This is a genomic window from Alkalihalobacterium sp. APHAB7 (assembly GCF_048323755.1).
GTDB lineage: Bacteria > Bacillota > Bacilli > Bacillales > Bacillaceae_F > Alkalihalobacterium.
Map to the genome: position 1 here is coordinate 35,695 of NZ_JBLWFS010000023.1, position 14,182 is coordinate 49,876.

General features: G+C 40.1%; 29 protein-coding genes. All 29 read left to right on the forward strand.

Going from position 1 to position 14,182, the window contains the following annotated elements; genetic code table 11:
- Positions 1–2 precede the first annotated feature (2 nt).
- Positions 3–626 carry a 50S ribosomal protein L4 gene (gene rplD / locus ACNSTQ_RS17930; protein WP_418201180.1) on the forward strand — a complete coding sequence of 208 codons (624 nt, stop codon included), beginning with the start codon at positions 3–5 and terminating at the stop codon, positions 624–626.
- Positions 626–916 carry a 50S ribosomal protein L23 gene (gene rplW / locus ACNSTQ_RS17935; protein WP_418201181.1) on the forward strand — a complete coding sequence of 97 codons (291 nt, stop codon included), beginning with the start codon at positions 626–628 and terminating at the stop codon, positions 914–916. The genes rplD and rplW overlap by 1 nt, the downstream gene beginning before the upstream one ends.
- Positions 917–943: 27 nt before the next feature.
- The gene (gene rplB / locus ACNSTQ_RS17940; protein WP_418201182.1) at positions 944–1,774 is read left to right on the forward strand and encodes a 50S ribosomal protein L2; all 831 of its coding nucleotides are present in this window, start codon (positions 944–946) and stop codon (positions 1,772–1,774) included.
- A 57-nt stretch (positions 1,775–1,831) separates the two neighbouring features.
- The gene (rpsS, locus tag ACNSTQ_RS17945) at positions 1,832–2,110 is read left to right on the forward strand and encodes a 30S ribosomal protein S19 (protein WP_418201183.1); all 279 of its coding nucleotides are present in this window, start codon (positions 1,832–1,834) and stop codon (positions 2,108–2,110) included.
- A 22-nt stretch (positions 2,111–2,132) separates the two neighbouring features.
- A complete protein-coding gene (gene rplV, locus ACNSTQ_RS17950) occupies positions 2,133–2,477 on the forward strand; it encodes a 50S ribosomal protein L22 (protein WP_418201184.1) in 345 nt (114 codons plus the stop codon).
- 2 nt (positions 2,478–2,479) lie between these two features.
- Positions 2,480–3,139: a 30S ribosomal protein S3 gene (gene rpsC, locus ACNSTQ_RS17955; protein WP_418201185.1), complete on the forward strand. Its 660-nt coding sequence runs from the start codon at positions 2,480–2,482 to the stop codon at positions 3,137–3,139.
- A gap of 2 nt (positions 3,140–3,141) precedes the next feature.
- Positions 3,142–3,576 (forward strand): 50S ribosomal protein L16, encoded by a 435-nt coding sequence (gene rplP / locus ACNSTQ_RS17960; RefSeq protein ID WP_418201186.1) that lies wholly within the window; start codon positions 3,142–3,144, stop codon positions 3,574–3,576.
- Positions 3,566–3,769 carry a 50S ribosomal protein L29 gene (gene rpmC / locus ACNSTQ_RS17965; protein WP_418201187.1) on the forward strand — a complete coding sequence of 68 codons (204 nt, stop codon included), beginning with the start codon at positions 3,566–3,568 and terminating at the stop codon, positions 3,767–3,769. The genes rplP and rpmC overlap by 11 nt, the downstream gene beginning before the upstream one ends.
- A 21-nt stretch (positions 3,770–3,790) precedes the next feature.
- Entirely contained in the window at positions 3,791–4,051 is a 261-nt protein-coding gene (gene rpsQ / locus ACNSTQ_RS17970; protein WP_418201188.1) for a 30S ribosomal protein S17, read from the forward strand.
- A 35-nt stretch (positions 4,052–4,086) separates the two neighbouring features.
- A complete protein-coding gene (gene rplN, locus ACNSTQ_RS17975; protein WP_209125324.1) occupies positions 4,087–4,455 on the forward strand; it encodes a 50S ribosomal protein L14 in 369 nt (122 codons plus the stop codon).
- A gap of 38 nt (positions 4,456–4,493) precedes the next feature.
- Complete coding sequence (gene rplX / locus ACNSTQ_RS17980) at positions 4,494–4,805, forward strand: 50S ribosomal protein L24 (protein ID WP_418201189.1); 312 nt, start codon at positions 4,494–4,496, stop codon at positions 4,803–4,805.
- A gap of 25 nt (positions 4,806–4,830) precedes the next feature.
- Entirely contained in the window at positions 4,831–5,370 is a 540-nt protein-coding gene (rplE, locus tag ACNSTQ_RS17985) for a 50S ribosomal protein L5 (RefSeq protein WP_418201190.1), read from the forward strand.
- 28 nt (positions 5,371–5,398) lie between these two features.
- Positions 5,399–5,584, forward strand: a complete 186-nt coding sequence (locus ACNSTQ_RS17990) for a type Z 30S ribosomal protein S14 (RefSeq protein ID WP_075388582.1) — start codon at positions 5,399–5,401, stop codon at positions 5,582–5,584.
- A 28-nt stretch (positions 5,585–5,612) separates the two neighbouring features.
- Entirely contained in the window at positions 5,613–6,011 is a 399-nt protein-coding gene (rpsH, locus tag ACNSTQ_RS17995) for a 30S ribosomal protein S8 (RefSeq protein WP_209125326.1), read from the forward strand.
- A gap of 30 nt (positions 6,012–6,041) precedes the next feature.
- The gene (rplF, locus tag ACNSTQ_RS18000) at positions 6,042–6,578 is read left to right on the forward strand and encodes a 50S ribosomal protein L6 (RefSeq protein ID WP_418201191.1); all 537 of its coding nucleotides are present in this window, start codon (positions 6,042–6,044) and stop codon (positions 6,576–6,578) included.
- Between the two features lie 30 nt (positions 6,579–6,608).
- Positions 6,609–6,971 (forward strand): 50S ribosomal protein L18, encoded by a 363-nt coding sequence (gene rplR, locus ACNSTQ_RS18005; protein WP_275120366.1) that lies wholly within the window; start codon positions 6,609–6,611, stop codon positions 6,969–6,971.
- Between the two features lie 21 nt (positions 6,972–6,992).
- Complete coding sequence (gene rpsE, locus ACNSTQ_RS18010) at positions 6,993–7,490, forward strand: 30S ribosomal protein S5 (protein WP_418201192.1); 498 nt, start codon at positions 6,993–6,995, stop codon at positions 7,488–7,490.
- A 13-nt stretch (positions 7,491–7,503) separates the two neighbouring features.
- On the forward strand, positions 7,504–7,692 hold the full coding sequence (gene rpmD / locus ACNSTQ_RS18015) for a 50S ribosomal protein L30 (RefSeq protein WP_275120368.1): 189 nt from the start codon (positions 7,504–7,506) through the stop codon (positions 7,690–7,692).
- A 29-nt stretch (positions 7,693–7,721) separates the two neighbouring features.
- Complete coding sequence (gene rplO / locus ACNSTQ_RS18020) at positions 7,722–8,162, forward strand: 50S ribosomal protein L15 (RefSeq protein ID WP_418201193.1); 441 nt, start codon at positions 7,722–7,724, stop codon at positions 8,160–8,162.
- Positions 8,162–9,454 (forward strand): preprotein translocase subunit SecY, encoded by a 1,293-nt coding sequence (gene secY, locus ACNSTQ_RS18025; RefSeq protein WP_418201194.1) that lies wholly within the window; start codon positions 8,162–8,164, stop codon positions 9,452–9,454. The genes rplO and secY overlap by 1 nt, the downstream gene beginning before the upstream one ends.
- 69 nt (positions 9,455–9,523) lie before the next feature.
- A complete protein-coding gene (locus tag ACNSTQ_RS18030; protein ID WP_418201195.1) occupies positions 9,524–10,177 on the forward strand; it encodes an adenylate kinase in 654 nt (217 codons plus the stop codon).
- Entirely contained in the window at positions 10,174–10,920 is a 747-nt protein-coding gene (gene map / locus ACNSTQ_RS18035) for a type I methionyl aminopeptidase (protein ID WP_418201196.1), read from the forward strand. The genes ACNSTQ_RS18030 and map overlap by 4 nt, the downstream gene beginning before the upstream one ends.
- 18 nt (positions 10,921–10,938) lie before the next feature.
- Positions 10,939–11,244, forward strand: coding sequence for an RNA-binding protein (locus ACNSTQ_RS18040; RefSeq protein WP_418201197.1), 306 nt, complete (start codon positions 10,939–10,941; stop codon positions 11,242–11,244).
- Between the two features lie 4 nt (positions 11,245–11,248).
- Complete coding sequence (infA, locus tag ACNSTQ_RS18045) at positions 11,249–11,467, forward strand: translation initiation factor IF-1 (RefSeq protein ID WP_003322635.1); 219 nt, start codon at positions 11,249–11,251, stop codon at positions 11,465–11,467.
- A gap of 89 nt (positions 11,468–11,556) precedes the next feature.
- The gene (gene rpmJ, locus ACNSTQ_RS18050) at positions 11,557–11,670 is read left to right on the forward strand and encodes a 50S ribosomal protein L36 (RefSeq protein ID WP_003322638.1); all 114 of its coding nucleotides are present in this window, start codon (positions 11,557–11,559) and stop codon (positions 11,668–11,670) included.
- A gap of 22 nt (positions 11,671–11,692) precedes the next feature.
- Positions 11,693–12,058 (forward strand): 30S ribosomal protein S13, encoded by a 366-nt coding sequence (gene rpsM, locus ACNSTQ_RS18055; protein WP_418201198.1) that lies wholly within the window; start codon positions 11,693–11,695, stop codon positions 12,056–12,058.
- Between the two features lie 21 nt (positions 12,059–12,079).
- On the forward strand, positions 12,080–12,472 hold the full coding sequence (rpsK, locus tag ACNSTQ_RS18060; RefSeq protein ID WP_275120375.1) for a 30S ribosomal protein S11: 393 nt from the start codon (positions 12,080–12,082) through the stop codon (positions 12,470–12,472).
- 191 nt (positions 12,473–12,663) lie between these two features.
- The gene (locus ACNSTQ_RS18065; RefSeq protein WP_275120376.1) at positions 12,664–13,608 is read left to right on the forward strand and encodes a DNA-directed RNA polymerase subunit alpha; all 945 of its coding nucleotides are present in this window, start codon (positions 12,664–12,666) and stop codon (positions 13,606–13,608) included.
- Between the two features lie 111 nt (positions 13,609–13,719).
- A complete protein-coding gene (gene rplQ / locus ACNSTQ_RS18070) occupies positions 13,720–14,082 on the forward strand; it encodes a 50S ribosomal protein L17 (RefSeq protein WP_418201199.1) in 363 nt (120 codons plus the stop codon).
- The last annotated feature ends 100 nt before the right edge of the window (positions 14,083–14,182 follow it).

The window sequence follows — 14,182 nt, forward strand, 5'->3', positions numbered from 1 at the left end:
TCATGCCTAAAGTAGCATTATTTAATCAATCCGGCTCTCAAGTTGGGGATATTGAATTATCTGATGCAGTATTTGGTATTGAACCAAATGAGCATGTTCTACATGACGCAGTAGTCATGCAACAAGCATCTTTACGTCAAGGTACTCATAAGACAAAAGGACGTTCTGAAGTACGAGGCGGCGGAAGAAAGCCATGGCGCCAAAAGGGAACTGGACGCGCTCGTCAAGGGTCAATCCGTTCACCACAATGGGTAGGTGGAGGAGTAGTATTCGGTCCTACACCACGTGATTACGGTTATAAATTGCCTAAAAAAGTACGCCGTTTAGCAATCAAGTCAGCTCTTTCTAGTAAGGTAAAAGCTGCTGAGATTGTTGTTCTAGAAGAATTAGCATTAAACGCACCAAAAACAAAAGAAATGATTGCGATCCTATCGAGCTTATCTGTAGATCGTAAAGCATTAATTGTAACAGCCGACTACAATGATGCTGTAGCTTTATCTGCTCGTAACATTCCAGGTGTATCATTTGTTTCTGCTGAAGGAGTAAATGTACTTGATGTTCTTAAGCACGATAAGCTAATCATTACTAAAGGTGCAGTTGAAAAGGTAGAGGAGGTGCTAGCGTAATGTCAAACGCTCGTGATATCATTAAGCGCCCCGTAATTACAGAACGTTCAACTGATTTAATGTCTGAAAAGAAGTACACGTTTGAAGTGGACACTCGCGCGAATAAAACTGAAATTAAGAGTGCTATTGAAGAGATCTTTGGAGTGAAAGTGAAAAAGGTTGCTACAATGAACTACAAAGGTAAATTCAAACGTTTCGGTCGTCACGCAGGGTATACTGCAAAACGCAAAAAAGCAATTGTTACATTAACACCAGAAAGCAAAGAATTAGAATTCTTTGAAGGTGTATAAGTTTAACAGAGAAGGAGGGAAATCAAGATGGCGATTAAAAAGTATAAACCGACCAGTGCCGGTCGTCGTGGGATGTCAGTTCTAGATTTTGCAGAAATCACAACTGACAAACCAGAAAAGTCACTATTAGCGCCTTTACACAATAAAGGTGGTCGTAACAATCAAGGTAAATTAACTGTACGTCATCAAGGTGGCGGACACAAACGTAAGTATCGTATTATCGACTTCAAACGCAACAAAGATGGTATTCCAGGCCGCGTTGCTACGATCGAGTACGATCCAAACCGTACAGCTAACATTGCACTAATCAACTATGCTGATGGGGAAAAGCGTTATATCATCGCTCCAAAAGGATTGAAAGTTGGAATGACTATCGAGTCAGGTGCAAGTGCAGATATTAAAGTAGGGAATGCTCTTCCTTTAATTAATATTCCTGTTGGTACAGTTATCCACAATATCGAATTAAAGCCTGGTAAAGGTGGACAATTAGTACGTTCTGCTGGTGCAGAAGCTCAACTTCTTGGTAAAGAAGGAGATTACGTATTAGTTCGTTTAAAATCAGGTGAAACTCGTTATATCTTATCTACTTGCCGTGCAACAATCGGTTCTGTAGGAAACGATGAGCATGAGCTAGTTAACATTGGTAAAGCAGGTCGTTCTCGTTGGTTAGGTAAGCGCCCGACTGTTCGTGGATCTGTTATGAACCCTAACGATCACCCACACGGTGGTGGTGAAGGACGTGCTCCAATCGGACGTAAATCACCAATGTCTCCTTGGGGTAAACCAACACTTGGTTTCAAAACACGTAAGAAAAACAAGAGTTCTGATAAGTACATTGTACGTCGTCGCAAAAAATAACGGGGTTGTTTCACGGTTCACTAGAACCGTGGGTCAATCACGAAGGGAGGTTTATTCATGGGCCGTAGTTTAAAAAAGGGACCTTTTGTTGATGATCATTTAATGAAGAAGGTCGAAGTTATGAACGAAAAGAATGAGAAAAAGGTTATCAAAACTTGGTCTCGTCGTTCAACTATTTTCCCTGAGTTTATCGGGCATACAATTGCAGTTTACGATGGTCGTAAACATGTACCAGTATATGTTTCAGAAGACATGGTCGGACACAAACTAGGTGAATTCGCACCTACACGTTCGTATAAAGGTCATGCTGCTGATGACAAGAAAACAAGACGTTAATTAAGAGGGGAGGTCCTTGACAATGCAACAAGCTAAAGCTGTAGCTAAACAAGTGCGTGTGGCTCCTCGAAAAGTTCGTCTAGTTGTGGACTTAATCCGAGGTAAGCAAGTCGGTGAAGCAATCGCTATCCTGCGCCATACACCAAAAGCTGCTTCTCCAATTGTAGAAAAGCTTTTAAATTCTGCAATCGCAAACGCAGAGCACAATTATGAAATGGAACCAAATAACTTATATATCAGTGAAGTATTCGTTGATGAAGGCGTTACTTTGAAACGCTTCCGTCCACGTGCTATGGGTCGCGCTAGCCGTATTAACAAGCGCACAAGCCATATTACAATCGTTGTTTCAGAAAAGAAGGAGGGATAAGCGTGGGTCAAAAAGTCAATCCGATAGGACTTCGTGTCGGTGTCATTCGCGACTGGGAGTCAAGATGGTACGCTGAAAAGGACTATGCAGACTTACTACACGAAGATATTAAAATTCGTGAGTATATCGAAAAACGTTTAAAAGATGCTTCTGTATCTAAGATCGAAATCGAACGTGCTGCAAACCGTGTAAATGTAACTGTTCATACGGCTAAGCCTGGAATGGTTATCGGTAAAGGTGGTTCTGAAGTAGAAGCACTTCGTAAAGCTTTAAATGAACTAACTGGTAAAAGAGTTCATATAAATATCTTTGAAATTAAAAACGCTGATTTAGATGCTAAATTAGTAGCAGAAAACATTGCTCGTCAATTAGAGAACCGTGTTTCTTTCCGTCGTGCAATGAAGCAAGCACTACAACGTACTATGCGTGCAGGTGCTAAGGGTATTAAAACACAAGTATCAGGTCGTCTAGGTGGCGCTGATATCGCTCGTGGAGAACACTATAGCGAAGGTACTGTTCCACTTCACACGCTTCGTGCAGACATTGATTATGGCACTGCAGAAGCAGATACAACTTACGGTAAATTAGGCGTTAAGATCTGGATTTATCGTGGTGAAGTCCTTCCAACGAAAGGAACCAAAAAAGAGGAAGGGGGCAAATAATTATGTTATTGCCAAAACGTGTAAAATACCGTCGTGAACACCGTGGTAAAATGCGTGGTCGTGCTAAAGGCGGAACGGAAGTTCACTTTGGTGAATATGGTTTACAAGCAGTAGAAGCTTCATGGATTACTAACCGTCAAATTGAAGCAGCTCGTATTGCAATGACACGTTACATGAAACGTGGCGGTAAAGTTTGGATTAAAATTTTCCCTTCTAAACCTTACACTGCAAAGCCTTTAGAGGTTCGAATGGGTTCTGGTAAAGGTGCTCCTGAAGGATGGGTAGCGGTAGTTAAACCAGGGAAAGTTATGTTTGAGATTTCTGGAGTATCTGAAGAGGTAGCACGTGAAGCATTACGTTTAGCTTCTCACAAGTTACCTGTTAAATGTAAATTTGTAAAACGCGAAGAAGTGGGTGGTGACGCAAATGAAAGCTAATGACCTTCGTAACCTAACGACATCTGAAATTGAACAAAAAACGAAGTCACTTAAAGAAGAATTATTCAACCTTCGCTTTCAATTAGCGACTGGCCAGTTGGATAATCCAACCCGCATTCGTGAAGTTCGTAAGGCAATTGCTCGTGCAAAAACAGTATTGCATGAGAGAGAACTTGGGATTAACAACGGCTAATTTGAGAGGAGGTTTGCATAAATGGAACGCAACCAACGCAAAGTGTACATCGGACGCGTAGTTTCAGATAAAATGGACAAAACAATTAGTGTATTAGTTGAGACATATAAGAAAGATCGTTTATATGGGAAACGCGTAAAGTACTCTAAAAAGTTAAAAGCCCATGATGAAGAAAACACAGCTAAAGTTGGCGATATTGTTAAGGTTATGGAGACTCGTCCATTATCTAAAGACAAACGCTTCCGTTTAGTAGAAGTAGTAGAAGAAGCAGTTATTATCTAACTTATTCTTTTTAACCTGAAGGGAGGTAAGATCGCATGATTCAACAGGAGAGTCGTTTAAAAGTTGCTGACAACTCTGGAGCTCGTGAAGTTCTATGTATTAAAGTTTTAGGTGGTTCAGGTCGTAAAACTGCTAATGTTGGTGACATTATCGTTTGTTCTGTAAAACAAGCAACACCAGGTGGCGTTGTCAAGAAAGGTGACGTTGTTAAGGCGGTTATCGTTCGTTCTAAGAGCGGCGTACGTCGTACAGACGGATCTTACATTAAATTTGATGAAAACGCAGCGGTAATTGTACGTGATGATAAAGGTCCTCGTGGAACTCGTATCTTCGGACCAGTTGCACGTGAGCTTCGTGAAAAGCAATTTATGAAAATCGTTTCTTTAGCTCCGGAAGTACTATAATATATATCATCCCTTTTATAAGGAGGTGCGATGATTACATGCACGTTAAAAAAGGTGACACAGTAAAAGTGATATCTGGTAAAGATAAAGGTAAACAAGGCGTTATTTTAGAAGCATTCCCTAAGAAGGACCGTGTACTTGTTGAAGGTGTTAACATTGTAAAAAAACATGCTAAACCTTCTCAAGATAACCCTCAGGGTGGAATTGTAAGCAAAGAAGCTGCAATTCACGTTTCTAATGTAATGATTATTGACCCTAAAACGGGCGAACCAACTCGTATTGGTTATAAAGTAGAAGAAGGTAAAAAAGTACGTATTGCGAAAAAATCTGGCGAAGCACTAGATAAGTAGTCAGTGTTGAAAGGAGGTCAATCGTATGACTCGTTTAAAAGAGAAGTATAACAGTGAGATCGTATCTTCTTTAGTTGAGAAGTTTAACTACCCATCAGTAATGGGAGTTCCTAAAGTAGAAAAAATCGTCATTAACATGGGTGTCGGTGATGCTGTTGCTAACCCTAAAGCTTTAGACAAAGCTGTTGAAGAATTAACTCAAATCGCTGGTCAAAAGCCGTTAATTACAAAAGCAAAAAAATCAATCGCAGGATTTAAGTTACGTGAAGGTATGCCAATTGGTGCGAAAGTTACACTACGCGGTGAGCGCATGTACGATTTCTTAGACAAGTTAATTAGAGTTTCATTACCACGTGTACGTGACTTCCGTGGAATTTCGAAAAAAGCTTTCGATGGTCGTGGGAACTATACACTTGGTGTGAAAGAACAATTAATCTTCCCTGAAATTGATTATGATAAAGTTGATAAAGTACGTGGTATGGATATCGTTATTGTAACGACTGCAAACACGGATGAAGAAGCTCGTGAGTTATTAACACAAATGGGAATGCCATTCCAAAAATAATCGGCTAAGCCGAAGAGGAGGGAAAACTTTGGCGAAGAAATCAATGATCGCAAAACAGAAGCGCCAGCAGAAGTACAAAGTACAAGAGTACACTCGCTGCGAACGTTGCGGACGCCCGCATTCTGTAATGAGAAAGTTTAAATTATGCCGTATTTGCTTTAGAGAACTTGCTTATAAAGGTCAAATTCCTGGCGTTAAAAAAGCTAGCTGGTAAACCCTTAAATGGGAAGGAGGTAATATAGATGGTCATGACAGATCCTGTTGCAGATTTGCTAACTCGCATCCGTAATGCGAACGTAGTTCGTCACGAGAAATTAGAAGTACCTGCTTCTAACATCAAAAAACAAATCGCTGAAATTTTAAAGCGTGAAGGTTTCATCCGTGACTTTGAATATATCGAAGATAACAAGCAAGGTGTTATTCGTATCTTCTTGAAATACGGTGCAAACAACGAGCGAGTAATTACTGGATTAAAACGTATCAGTAAGCCTGGACTTCGTGTTTACGCAAAAGCTACGGAAGTACCACGCGTATTAGGCGGATTAGGTATTGCTATCGTTTCAACATCTAAAGGTATTATGACAGATAAAGATGCACGTCAACAACAAGTAGGCGGAGAAGTCTTAGCTTACGTTTGGTAATCAATAAAGGTAAGATTGGAGGTGTAAGATATGTCACGTATTGGTAAGAAACCAATTGAAGTTCCAACTGGAGTAACAGTTACTCTTAACAACAACGTAATTACGGTTAAAGGACCTAAAGGTGAACTTAGCCGTAATGTACACCCAGAAATGGATGTAAAAGTAGAGGAGAACCAAATTGTTATCGAACGTCCAAGTGATAACAAGGAACACCGCTCTTTACACGGAACGACTCGTAGTATCATCAGCAACATGGTTCAAGGTGTAACAAAAGGATACGAAAAGGGACTAGAGTTAATCGGGGTAGGTTACCGTGCAACTAAATCTGGTTCAAAATTAGTATTAAACGTAGGTTACTCTCACCCAGTAGAAATCGAGCCTGAACAAGGTATCGAAATCGAAGTTCCTTCTAATACAAAAGTACTTGTTAAAGGTATCGATAAAGAGCGTGTAGGTGCTATCGCAGCTAACATTCGTTCTGTACGTTTACCTGAGCCTTATAAAGGAAAAGGAATCCGTTATGAAGGTGAATATGTACGTCGTAAAGAAGGTAAAACTGGTAAATAATAAATAGTTAACGGAAAGGAATGACGTTCAATGATTACGAAGCCTGACAAAAATTTGGCGCGTAAGAAAAGACATGCTCACGTTCGTCGCACGATCACAGGTACTCCTGAACGTCCACGTTTAAATGTTTTCCGTTCTTCTAAACACATTTACGCACAGCTAATTGATGATGTGAACGGTGTAACATTAGCTTCTGCGTCAAGTTTAGATAAAGAACTTAACTTAGAGAACGGTGGAAATAAAGAAGCAGCAAAAGCTGTTGGAGAACTTGTAGCTAAGCGTGCAGTTGAAAATGGGCACAAGACTATTGTATTCGACCGTGGCGGTTACTTATATCACGGACGTGTTCAAGTATTAGCTGATGCAGCTCGTGAAGCTGGATTACAATTTTAATGTAAAAAGGAGGGAAACTAAATGCGTATCGATGCAAATACGTTGGAGCTTGAAGAAAAAGTTGTTGCCGTTAACCGCGTAGCTAAAGTAGTAAAAGGTGGACGTCGTTTCCGTTTTGCTGCATTAGTCGTTGTTGGTGATAAGAACGGTCATGTCGGCTTTGGAATGGGTAAAGCTCAAGAAGTTCCTGAAGCAATTCGTAAAGCTATTGAAGATGCAAAGAAGAACTTAATTGAAGTACCTGTAGTTGGTACAACAATTCCACACGAGATCTTAGGTCACTTCGGTGCAGGACGAGTATTACTTAAGCCAGCATCAGAGGGTACTGGGGTTATCGCTGGTGGACCTGTACGTGCAGTACTAGAGCTAGCTGGTGTAGGTGATATTTTATCTAAATCATTAGGATCTAACAATCCTATTAATATGGTTCGTGCAACTATTGAAGGTCTTAAAGATCTTAAGCGCGCTGAAGAGGTAGCTAAATTACGTGGTAAATCAGTAGAAGAACTGCTAGGATAAGGAGGGAAAAGACGTGGCTAAAAAGTTAGAGATTACCCTCACTAGAAGTGTTATCGGACGTCCTGAGGACCAACGTATTACTGTAAAAACTTTAGGCTTACGCAAGATGCATCAAACTGTAGTGCAACAAGATAACGCTGCTATTCGTGGTATGGTTAATAAAGTAGCACATTTAGTAACAGTTAAAGAAATCGATGCGTAATTGAAACTTACTTAAGAGGAGGTGGCAACATGAAACTTCATGAGTTGAAACCTGCAGAAGGGTCTCGCAAGGTACGTAACCGCGTTGGACGTGGTATCGGTTCTGGTAACGGTAAAACAGCTGGTCGTGGACACAAAGGACAAAACTCCCGTTCAGGTGGTGGCGTTCGTCCAGGCTTTGAAGGTGGGCAAAACCCAATCTTCCGTCGTTTACCAAAACGAGGATTTACAAACCCTACTCGCAAAGAGTTTACGATTGTAAACCTTGAGACGTTAAACCGTTTTGATGCAGGCACTGAAGTTACACCTGAGCTATTAATCGAAACTGGTGTAGTTAAGAACGTTAAGCATGGTATTAAGATCCTTGGTAACGGCAAGCTTGAGAAGCAACTTACAGTTAAAGCTAATAAGTTCTCTGCTACTGCTGTAGAAGCTATCGAAGCTGCTGGCGGAAAAACTGAGGTGATTTAATGTTCCGGACGATCTCCAACATTATGCGCGTTGGTGACTTAAGACGAAAGGTTATTTTTACACTATTAATGCTTATTGTCTTTCGGATTGGTACATTTATTCCTGTACCGGGTTCGAATAAAGATGTATTAAATTTCTATGATCAAGCCAATGCTTTTGGATTTTTAAATACATTTGGTGGTGGAGCATTAGGTAACTTTTCGATTTTTGCAATGGGAATTATGCCGTATATCACCGCGTCCATTGTTGTACAGTTACTTCAAATGGATGTAGTGCCTAAGTTTGCAGAATGGGCAAAACAGGGTGAAGCAGGTCGTCGGAAATTGGCTCAAGTCACTCGTTATGGAACAATTGTGTTAGGTTTTATTCAAGCACTAGGGATGTCTATTGGTTTCAATACGATTTTCCCGGGGTTAATTCCTAACCCAACTGTTCCTACCTATTTATTTATTGCACTCGTACTTACGGCTGGAACAGCATTTCTAATGTGGCTAGGTGAACAAATTACTGCAAAAGGAGTCGGTAACGGTATATCGATCATTATCTTTGCAGGTATAGCTGCAGGTATTCCAAATGCAGTAAACCAAATCTATGCTATCCAAATTGAAAATGCTGGTGAACAACTGTTTTTAAGTATTGTTACAGTATTACTGTTACTTCTGGCAGTCCTTGCTATTATCGTAGGAGTAATCTATGTTCAACAGGCTTTACGTAAAGTACCAGTTCAATATGCGAAGCGTCTTGTTGGGAGAAGTCCTGTTGGCGGACAGTCAACGCATCTACCACTTAAGGTAAATGCAGCTGGGGTTATTCCTGTCATCTTTGCTTTATCATTATTTATGTTTCCACCAACGATCGCTGGTTTCTTTGGTGGTGAAAATACAGTAGCTCATTGGGTTACAACTATTTTTGATATTAATAACCCGTACGGTATGATACTTTATGCATTGCTCATCATTGGATTTACTTATTTCTATACGTTTATTCAGGTTAATCCTGAGCAATTGGCGGACAATCTGAAGAAGCAAGGCGGTTATATCCCGGGTATACGACCAGGAAAGACGACGCAGGAATATATTACACGTATCCTGTATCGACTGACACTAGTTGGAGCATTATTCTTAGCTGTTGTCTCAATTATTCCAGTCTTCTTTACTACATTCATGGGATTACCTGCCGCGATCCAAATTGGCGGAACTGGATTATTAATTGTCGTTGGTGTAGCATTAGATACGATGAAACAAATTGAGAGTCAGTTAATCAAACGTCATTACAAAGGATTCATAAAGTAACTAGAAACTAAGGGAAAGACTGTTTCCCTTAGTGTTATAGTTATCAATTCGGTAATGGAGGGGAAGAAAATGAATTTAATATTAATGGGGCTTCCGGGTGCTGGGAAAGGTACTCAAGCAGAAAAAATTGTTGAGAACTATGGAATTCCACACATCTCTACAGGAGATATGTTCCGTGCAGCAATTAAGAATGAAACTGAACTAGGTATGAAAGCAAAGTCATTTATGGATGCAGGCGAATTAGTACCTGATGAAGTTACTATCGGTATTGTTCGTGAGCGTTTAAGCCAAGCAGACTGCGAAAAAGGGTTTCTATTAGATGGATTTCCACGGACAGTTGCTCAAGCAGAAGCTTTAGATGGGATGCTATCATCTCTCGAAAGAAAAATTGATTTTGTTATTAATATCGATGTTCCAGAAGGCATTCTTATGGATCGACTTACGGGAAGAAGAGTTTCACCTACATCGGGGAGAACATATCATGTTATATTCAATCCTCCAAAGGTTGAAGGGATCTGTGACGTTGACGGTAGCCAATTGATTCAAAGAGATGATGATAAACCAGAAACGGTAAAGAAACGCCTTGAAGTTAATATTAAACAAAGTAAACCACTTCTTGATTTCTACTCAGAAAAAGGTGTACTTCGTGATATCGATGGGTTACAAGAGATTGGGCAAGTGTTTGAAAACATTGACCAACTTCTGAAAGGAATAAATGCATGATTATTTGTAAGACTGAACGTGAGATCGCCATTATGCGCGAGGCGGGCAAGATCGTTGCCCTCACACATCAGGAGCTAAAAAAGCATATCCAACCTGGTATTACTACCAAGGAATTAGATAACATTGCCGAGAAATTGATTCGTTCCTATGATGCGGTACCATCCTTTAAAGGTTACAATGGATTTACAGGTAGTATCTGTGCTTCAGTAAATGAAGAGTTGGTGCATGGTATACCAGGGAAACGTATTCTCAAGGCTGGAGATATTATTAGTATTGATATAGGTGCTCAATACAATGGATATCATGGTGACTCTGCATGGACATATGCTGTCGGTGAAATTGCTGAAAGTGACCAGAAACTAATGGATGTAACCGAAACATCTTTATACAAAGGGTTAGAGGAAGCTAAACCAGGAGAAAGACTTTCGAATATCTCACACGCGATACAAACTTATGTTGAAGCGCATGGATATTCAGTAGTAAGAGAATATGTAGGTCATGGTGTCGGTCAAAACTTACACGAAGATCCACAAATTCCACACTACGGTCCTCCGGGTAAAGGTCCTCGCTTAAAACCTGGAATGGTCCTTGCAATTGAACCAATGGTCAACGCGGGAACTCGTTTTGTACGAACTCTAGCGGATAATTGGACTGTAGTAACTACCGATAGAAAAAACTGTGCACACTTTGAGCATACGATTGCTATCACAGAAACTGGGTATGAAATACTGACAAAAGTGTAATTATGAAGGTGATGGAAGATGAATGATCCTGAATCGCTACCAGTTATTGGTCAGATCGTTGAAGTAATAAGAGGTCGTGATCGGGAACGGTTTTGTGTAGTAGTTGGTATAATAGATCATCGCTATGTACTGATTGCTGATGGTGATTATCGCAAATACGATAAAGCAAAAAAAAAGAATGTCCAACACCTAAAAGTCATAGATTACATCTCAGAAGAAGTGAAAACTAGCATTAATGAAACTGGTCGTGTTACCAATGCCAAGCTGCGGTTTGCGATACAAAAGTTCTTAGAACAATATCATTTACTGAAGGAAGGAGAGTAAATTCATGGCGAAAGAGGATGTAATTGAAGTTGAAGGTACCGTAATTGAGCCACTACCAAATGCAATGTTCCGTGTCGAGTTAGAAAATGGTCATAAAGTATTGGCTCATGTATCAGGTAAAATTCGTATGCACTTTATCCGCATCTTACCAGGTGATAAAGTGACTGTTGAATTATCTCCATATGATTTAACGCGTGGCCGAATCACATATCGTTATAAATAATCCTTAGGTATTTGTCGGTTTAGATATAGTTTACTATGCTCAAATGAGAGCTTGATACGAGCACTCCGTAATATAAGGAGGTAAATATAATGAAGGTCAGACCATCAGTCAAACCGATCTGCGAAAAATGTAAAGTTATTCGTAGAAAAGGTACAGTTATGGTAATTTGTGAAAACCCTAAGCATAAACAAAAACAAGGCTAATAACAAGGAGGTGCTGTAATTCATGGCACGTATATCAGGTGTTGACATTCCTCGTGACAAACGAGTAGTAGTGTCCTTAACATACATCTATGGAATCGGAAGAAAACTTTCATCTGAAATCCTAGAAAAAGCTGGCGTATCAGAAGATACACGAGTTCGTGATTTAACTGAAGATGAGTTAGGTAAAATTCGTGAAGTAATGGATGCTTATCGAGTAGAAGGGGATCTTCGTCGTGAAATCTCTTTAAACATTAAGCGTCTGATCGAGATCGGTTGCTACCGTGGTATCCGTCATCGTCGTGGTCTACCAGTTCGCGGACAAAACACGAAAAACAATGCTCGTACGCGTAAAGGTCCACGTCGTACAGTAGCTAATAAGAAGAAATAGTAAAGGAGGTTAGGTTAAAACATGGCTAAAAAGACTAATACACGTACAAAACGTCGTCAACGTAAAAACGTTGAAAGTGGTGTAGCACACATTAAGTCAACTTTCAACAATACGATTGTTACGATTACTGATGTACATGGAAACGCAATTTCATGGGCTAGTGCTGGAAACCTAGGATTTAAAGGTTCACGTAAATCTACTCCATTTGCTGCACAAATGGCTGCTGAAGCCGCTGGTAAAACAGCAATGGAAAACGGCATGAAAACGCTCGAAGTAACTGTTAAAGGTCCTGGTGCAGGTCGTGAAGCAGCTATTCGTTCTCTTCAAGCAGTAGGATTAGAAGTTAGCATGATCCGTGACGTTACGCCTGTTCCTCATAATGGTTGCCGTCCACCAAAACGTCGTAGAGTTTAATAAAAGAAATCCAATTTCTTGTATAGATTTCCTAAAAGTGTTAATAATGGTTAAGACGAGATTTTCCCTAGGAAACGGTTCTTGCTTTTATTAACTATGGTAATGCGTATGGGAACTGCCTAATGGGGAAGCCGGTTAGGCAATCCTTACGGGTCAACCGGAGTTCGACGTTTTGAAGGAGGGTTTGTTGAATGATTGAAATAGAAAAGCCAAATATTGAAACGATTGAAGTTAGCGAAGATGCTAAATACGGGAAGTTCGTAGTTGAGCCACTTGAACGTGGGTATGGAACAACTTTAGGGAACTCCTTACGTCGTATCCTCTTATCCTCTTTACCAGGAGCTGCTGTAACGAGTGTACAGATTGATGGGGTATTACATGAATTCTCTACTATCGAAGGTGTAGTAGAAGATGTGACTACTATCATTCTTAGCTTGAAACAACTTGCTCTTAAAATCTACTCGGATGAAGAGAAGGTTTTAGAAATTGATACACAAGGTGAAGGTGTTATTACAGCAGGTGACCTAACACATGATAGTGATGTAGACGTATTAAACCCTGATCTTCATATTGCGACTTTATCTAAAGGTGCTAGACTACATATGCGTTTAACTGCTAAACGTGGACGTGGTTATGTTCTTGCTGAAGATAATAAGTCTGAAGATCAACCAATTGGAGTTATCCCAATTGATTCAATCTACACACCTGTATCTCGAGTGAATTATCAAGTCGAAAATACACGTGTCGGTCAAATTACCAACTATGACAAACTCACCTTAGATGTATGGACTGATGGAAGCATTCGTCCAGAAGAGGCAGTATCGTTAGGTGCAAAGATCTTAACTGAGCACTTAAACATTTTTGTCGGTCTTACAGATCAAGCACAAAATGCTGAAATTATGGTTGAAAAAGAAGAGGATCAAAAAGAAAAAGTGCTTGAAATGACGATTGAAGAGCTTGATCTTTCTGTTCGTTCTTACAACTGCTTAAAGCGTGCTGGTATTAATACCGTTCAAGAATTAACACACAAAACAGAAGAAGACATGATGAAAGTACGTAATCTTGGACGCAAATCTCTTGAAGAGGTCCAAGAAAAGCTTGCTGAATTAGGCTTAGGTCTTCGTAAAGAAGAGTAGGTTCTAGGGAAAGCTTAGCACTGTGCTGTTCTCTGTTTTTCTTGTGTTTTACCATAAATCGTCGTGCCTGTTTAGGCAATCATATAAGCGTTACAAAGGAGGGAAACAGACATGGCATATGCAAAATTAGGTCGTGATAGTGCTGGTCGTAAAGCATTATTCCGTGATTTAGTTACAGATTTAATTATCAACGAGAGAATTGAAACTACTGAAGCAAAAGCTAAGGAACTTCGCCCTATCATTGAAAAGATGATCACTCTTGGTAAACGTGGTGACCTTCACGCACGTCGTCAAGTAGCATCTTTCGTACGTCGTGAAGTAGCTAATGAAGAGTCAGGTGAAGATGCAATTCAAAAGCTTTTCGCTGATATCGCTCCTCGTTATGAAGAGCGTCAAGGTGGATACACTCGTATCCTTAAAGTAGGTCCTCGCCGTGGTGATGGTGCACCAATGGCAATTATTGAGCTAGTTTAATTTCTGATACATCATATATATTTGACGACAAAGGGCGTGACAGGTTGTGAGCTAATTGCTCTCACTCACAGCCCTTTTTTTATATAGAGAGAACGTTAGG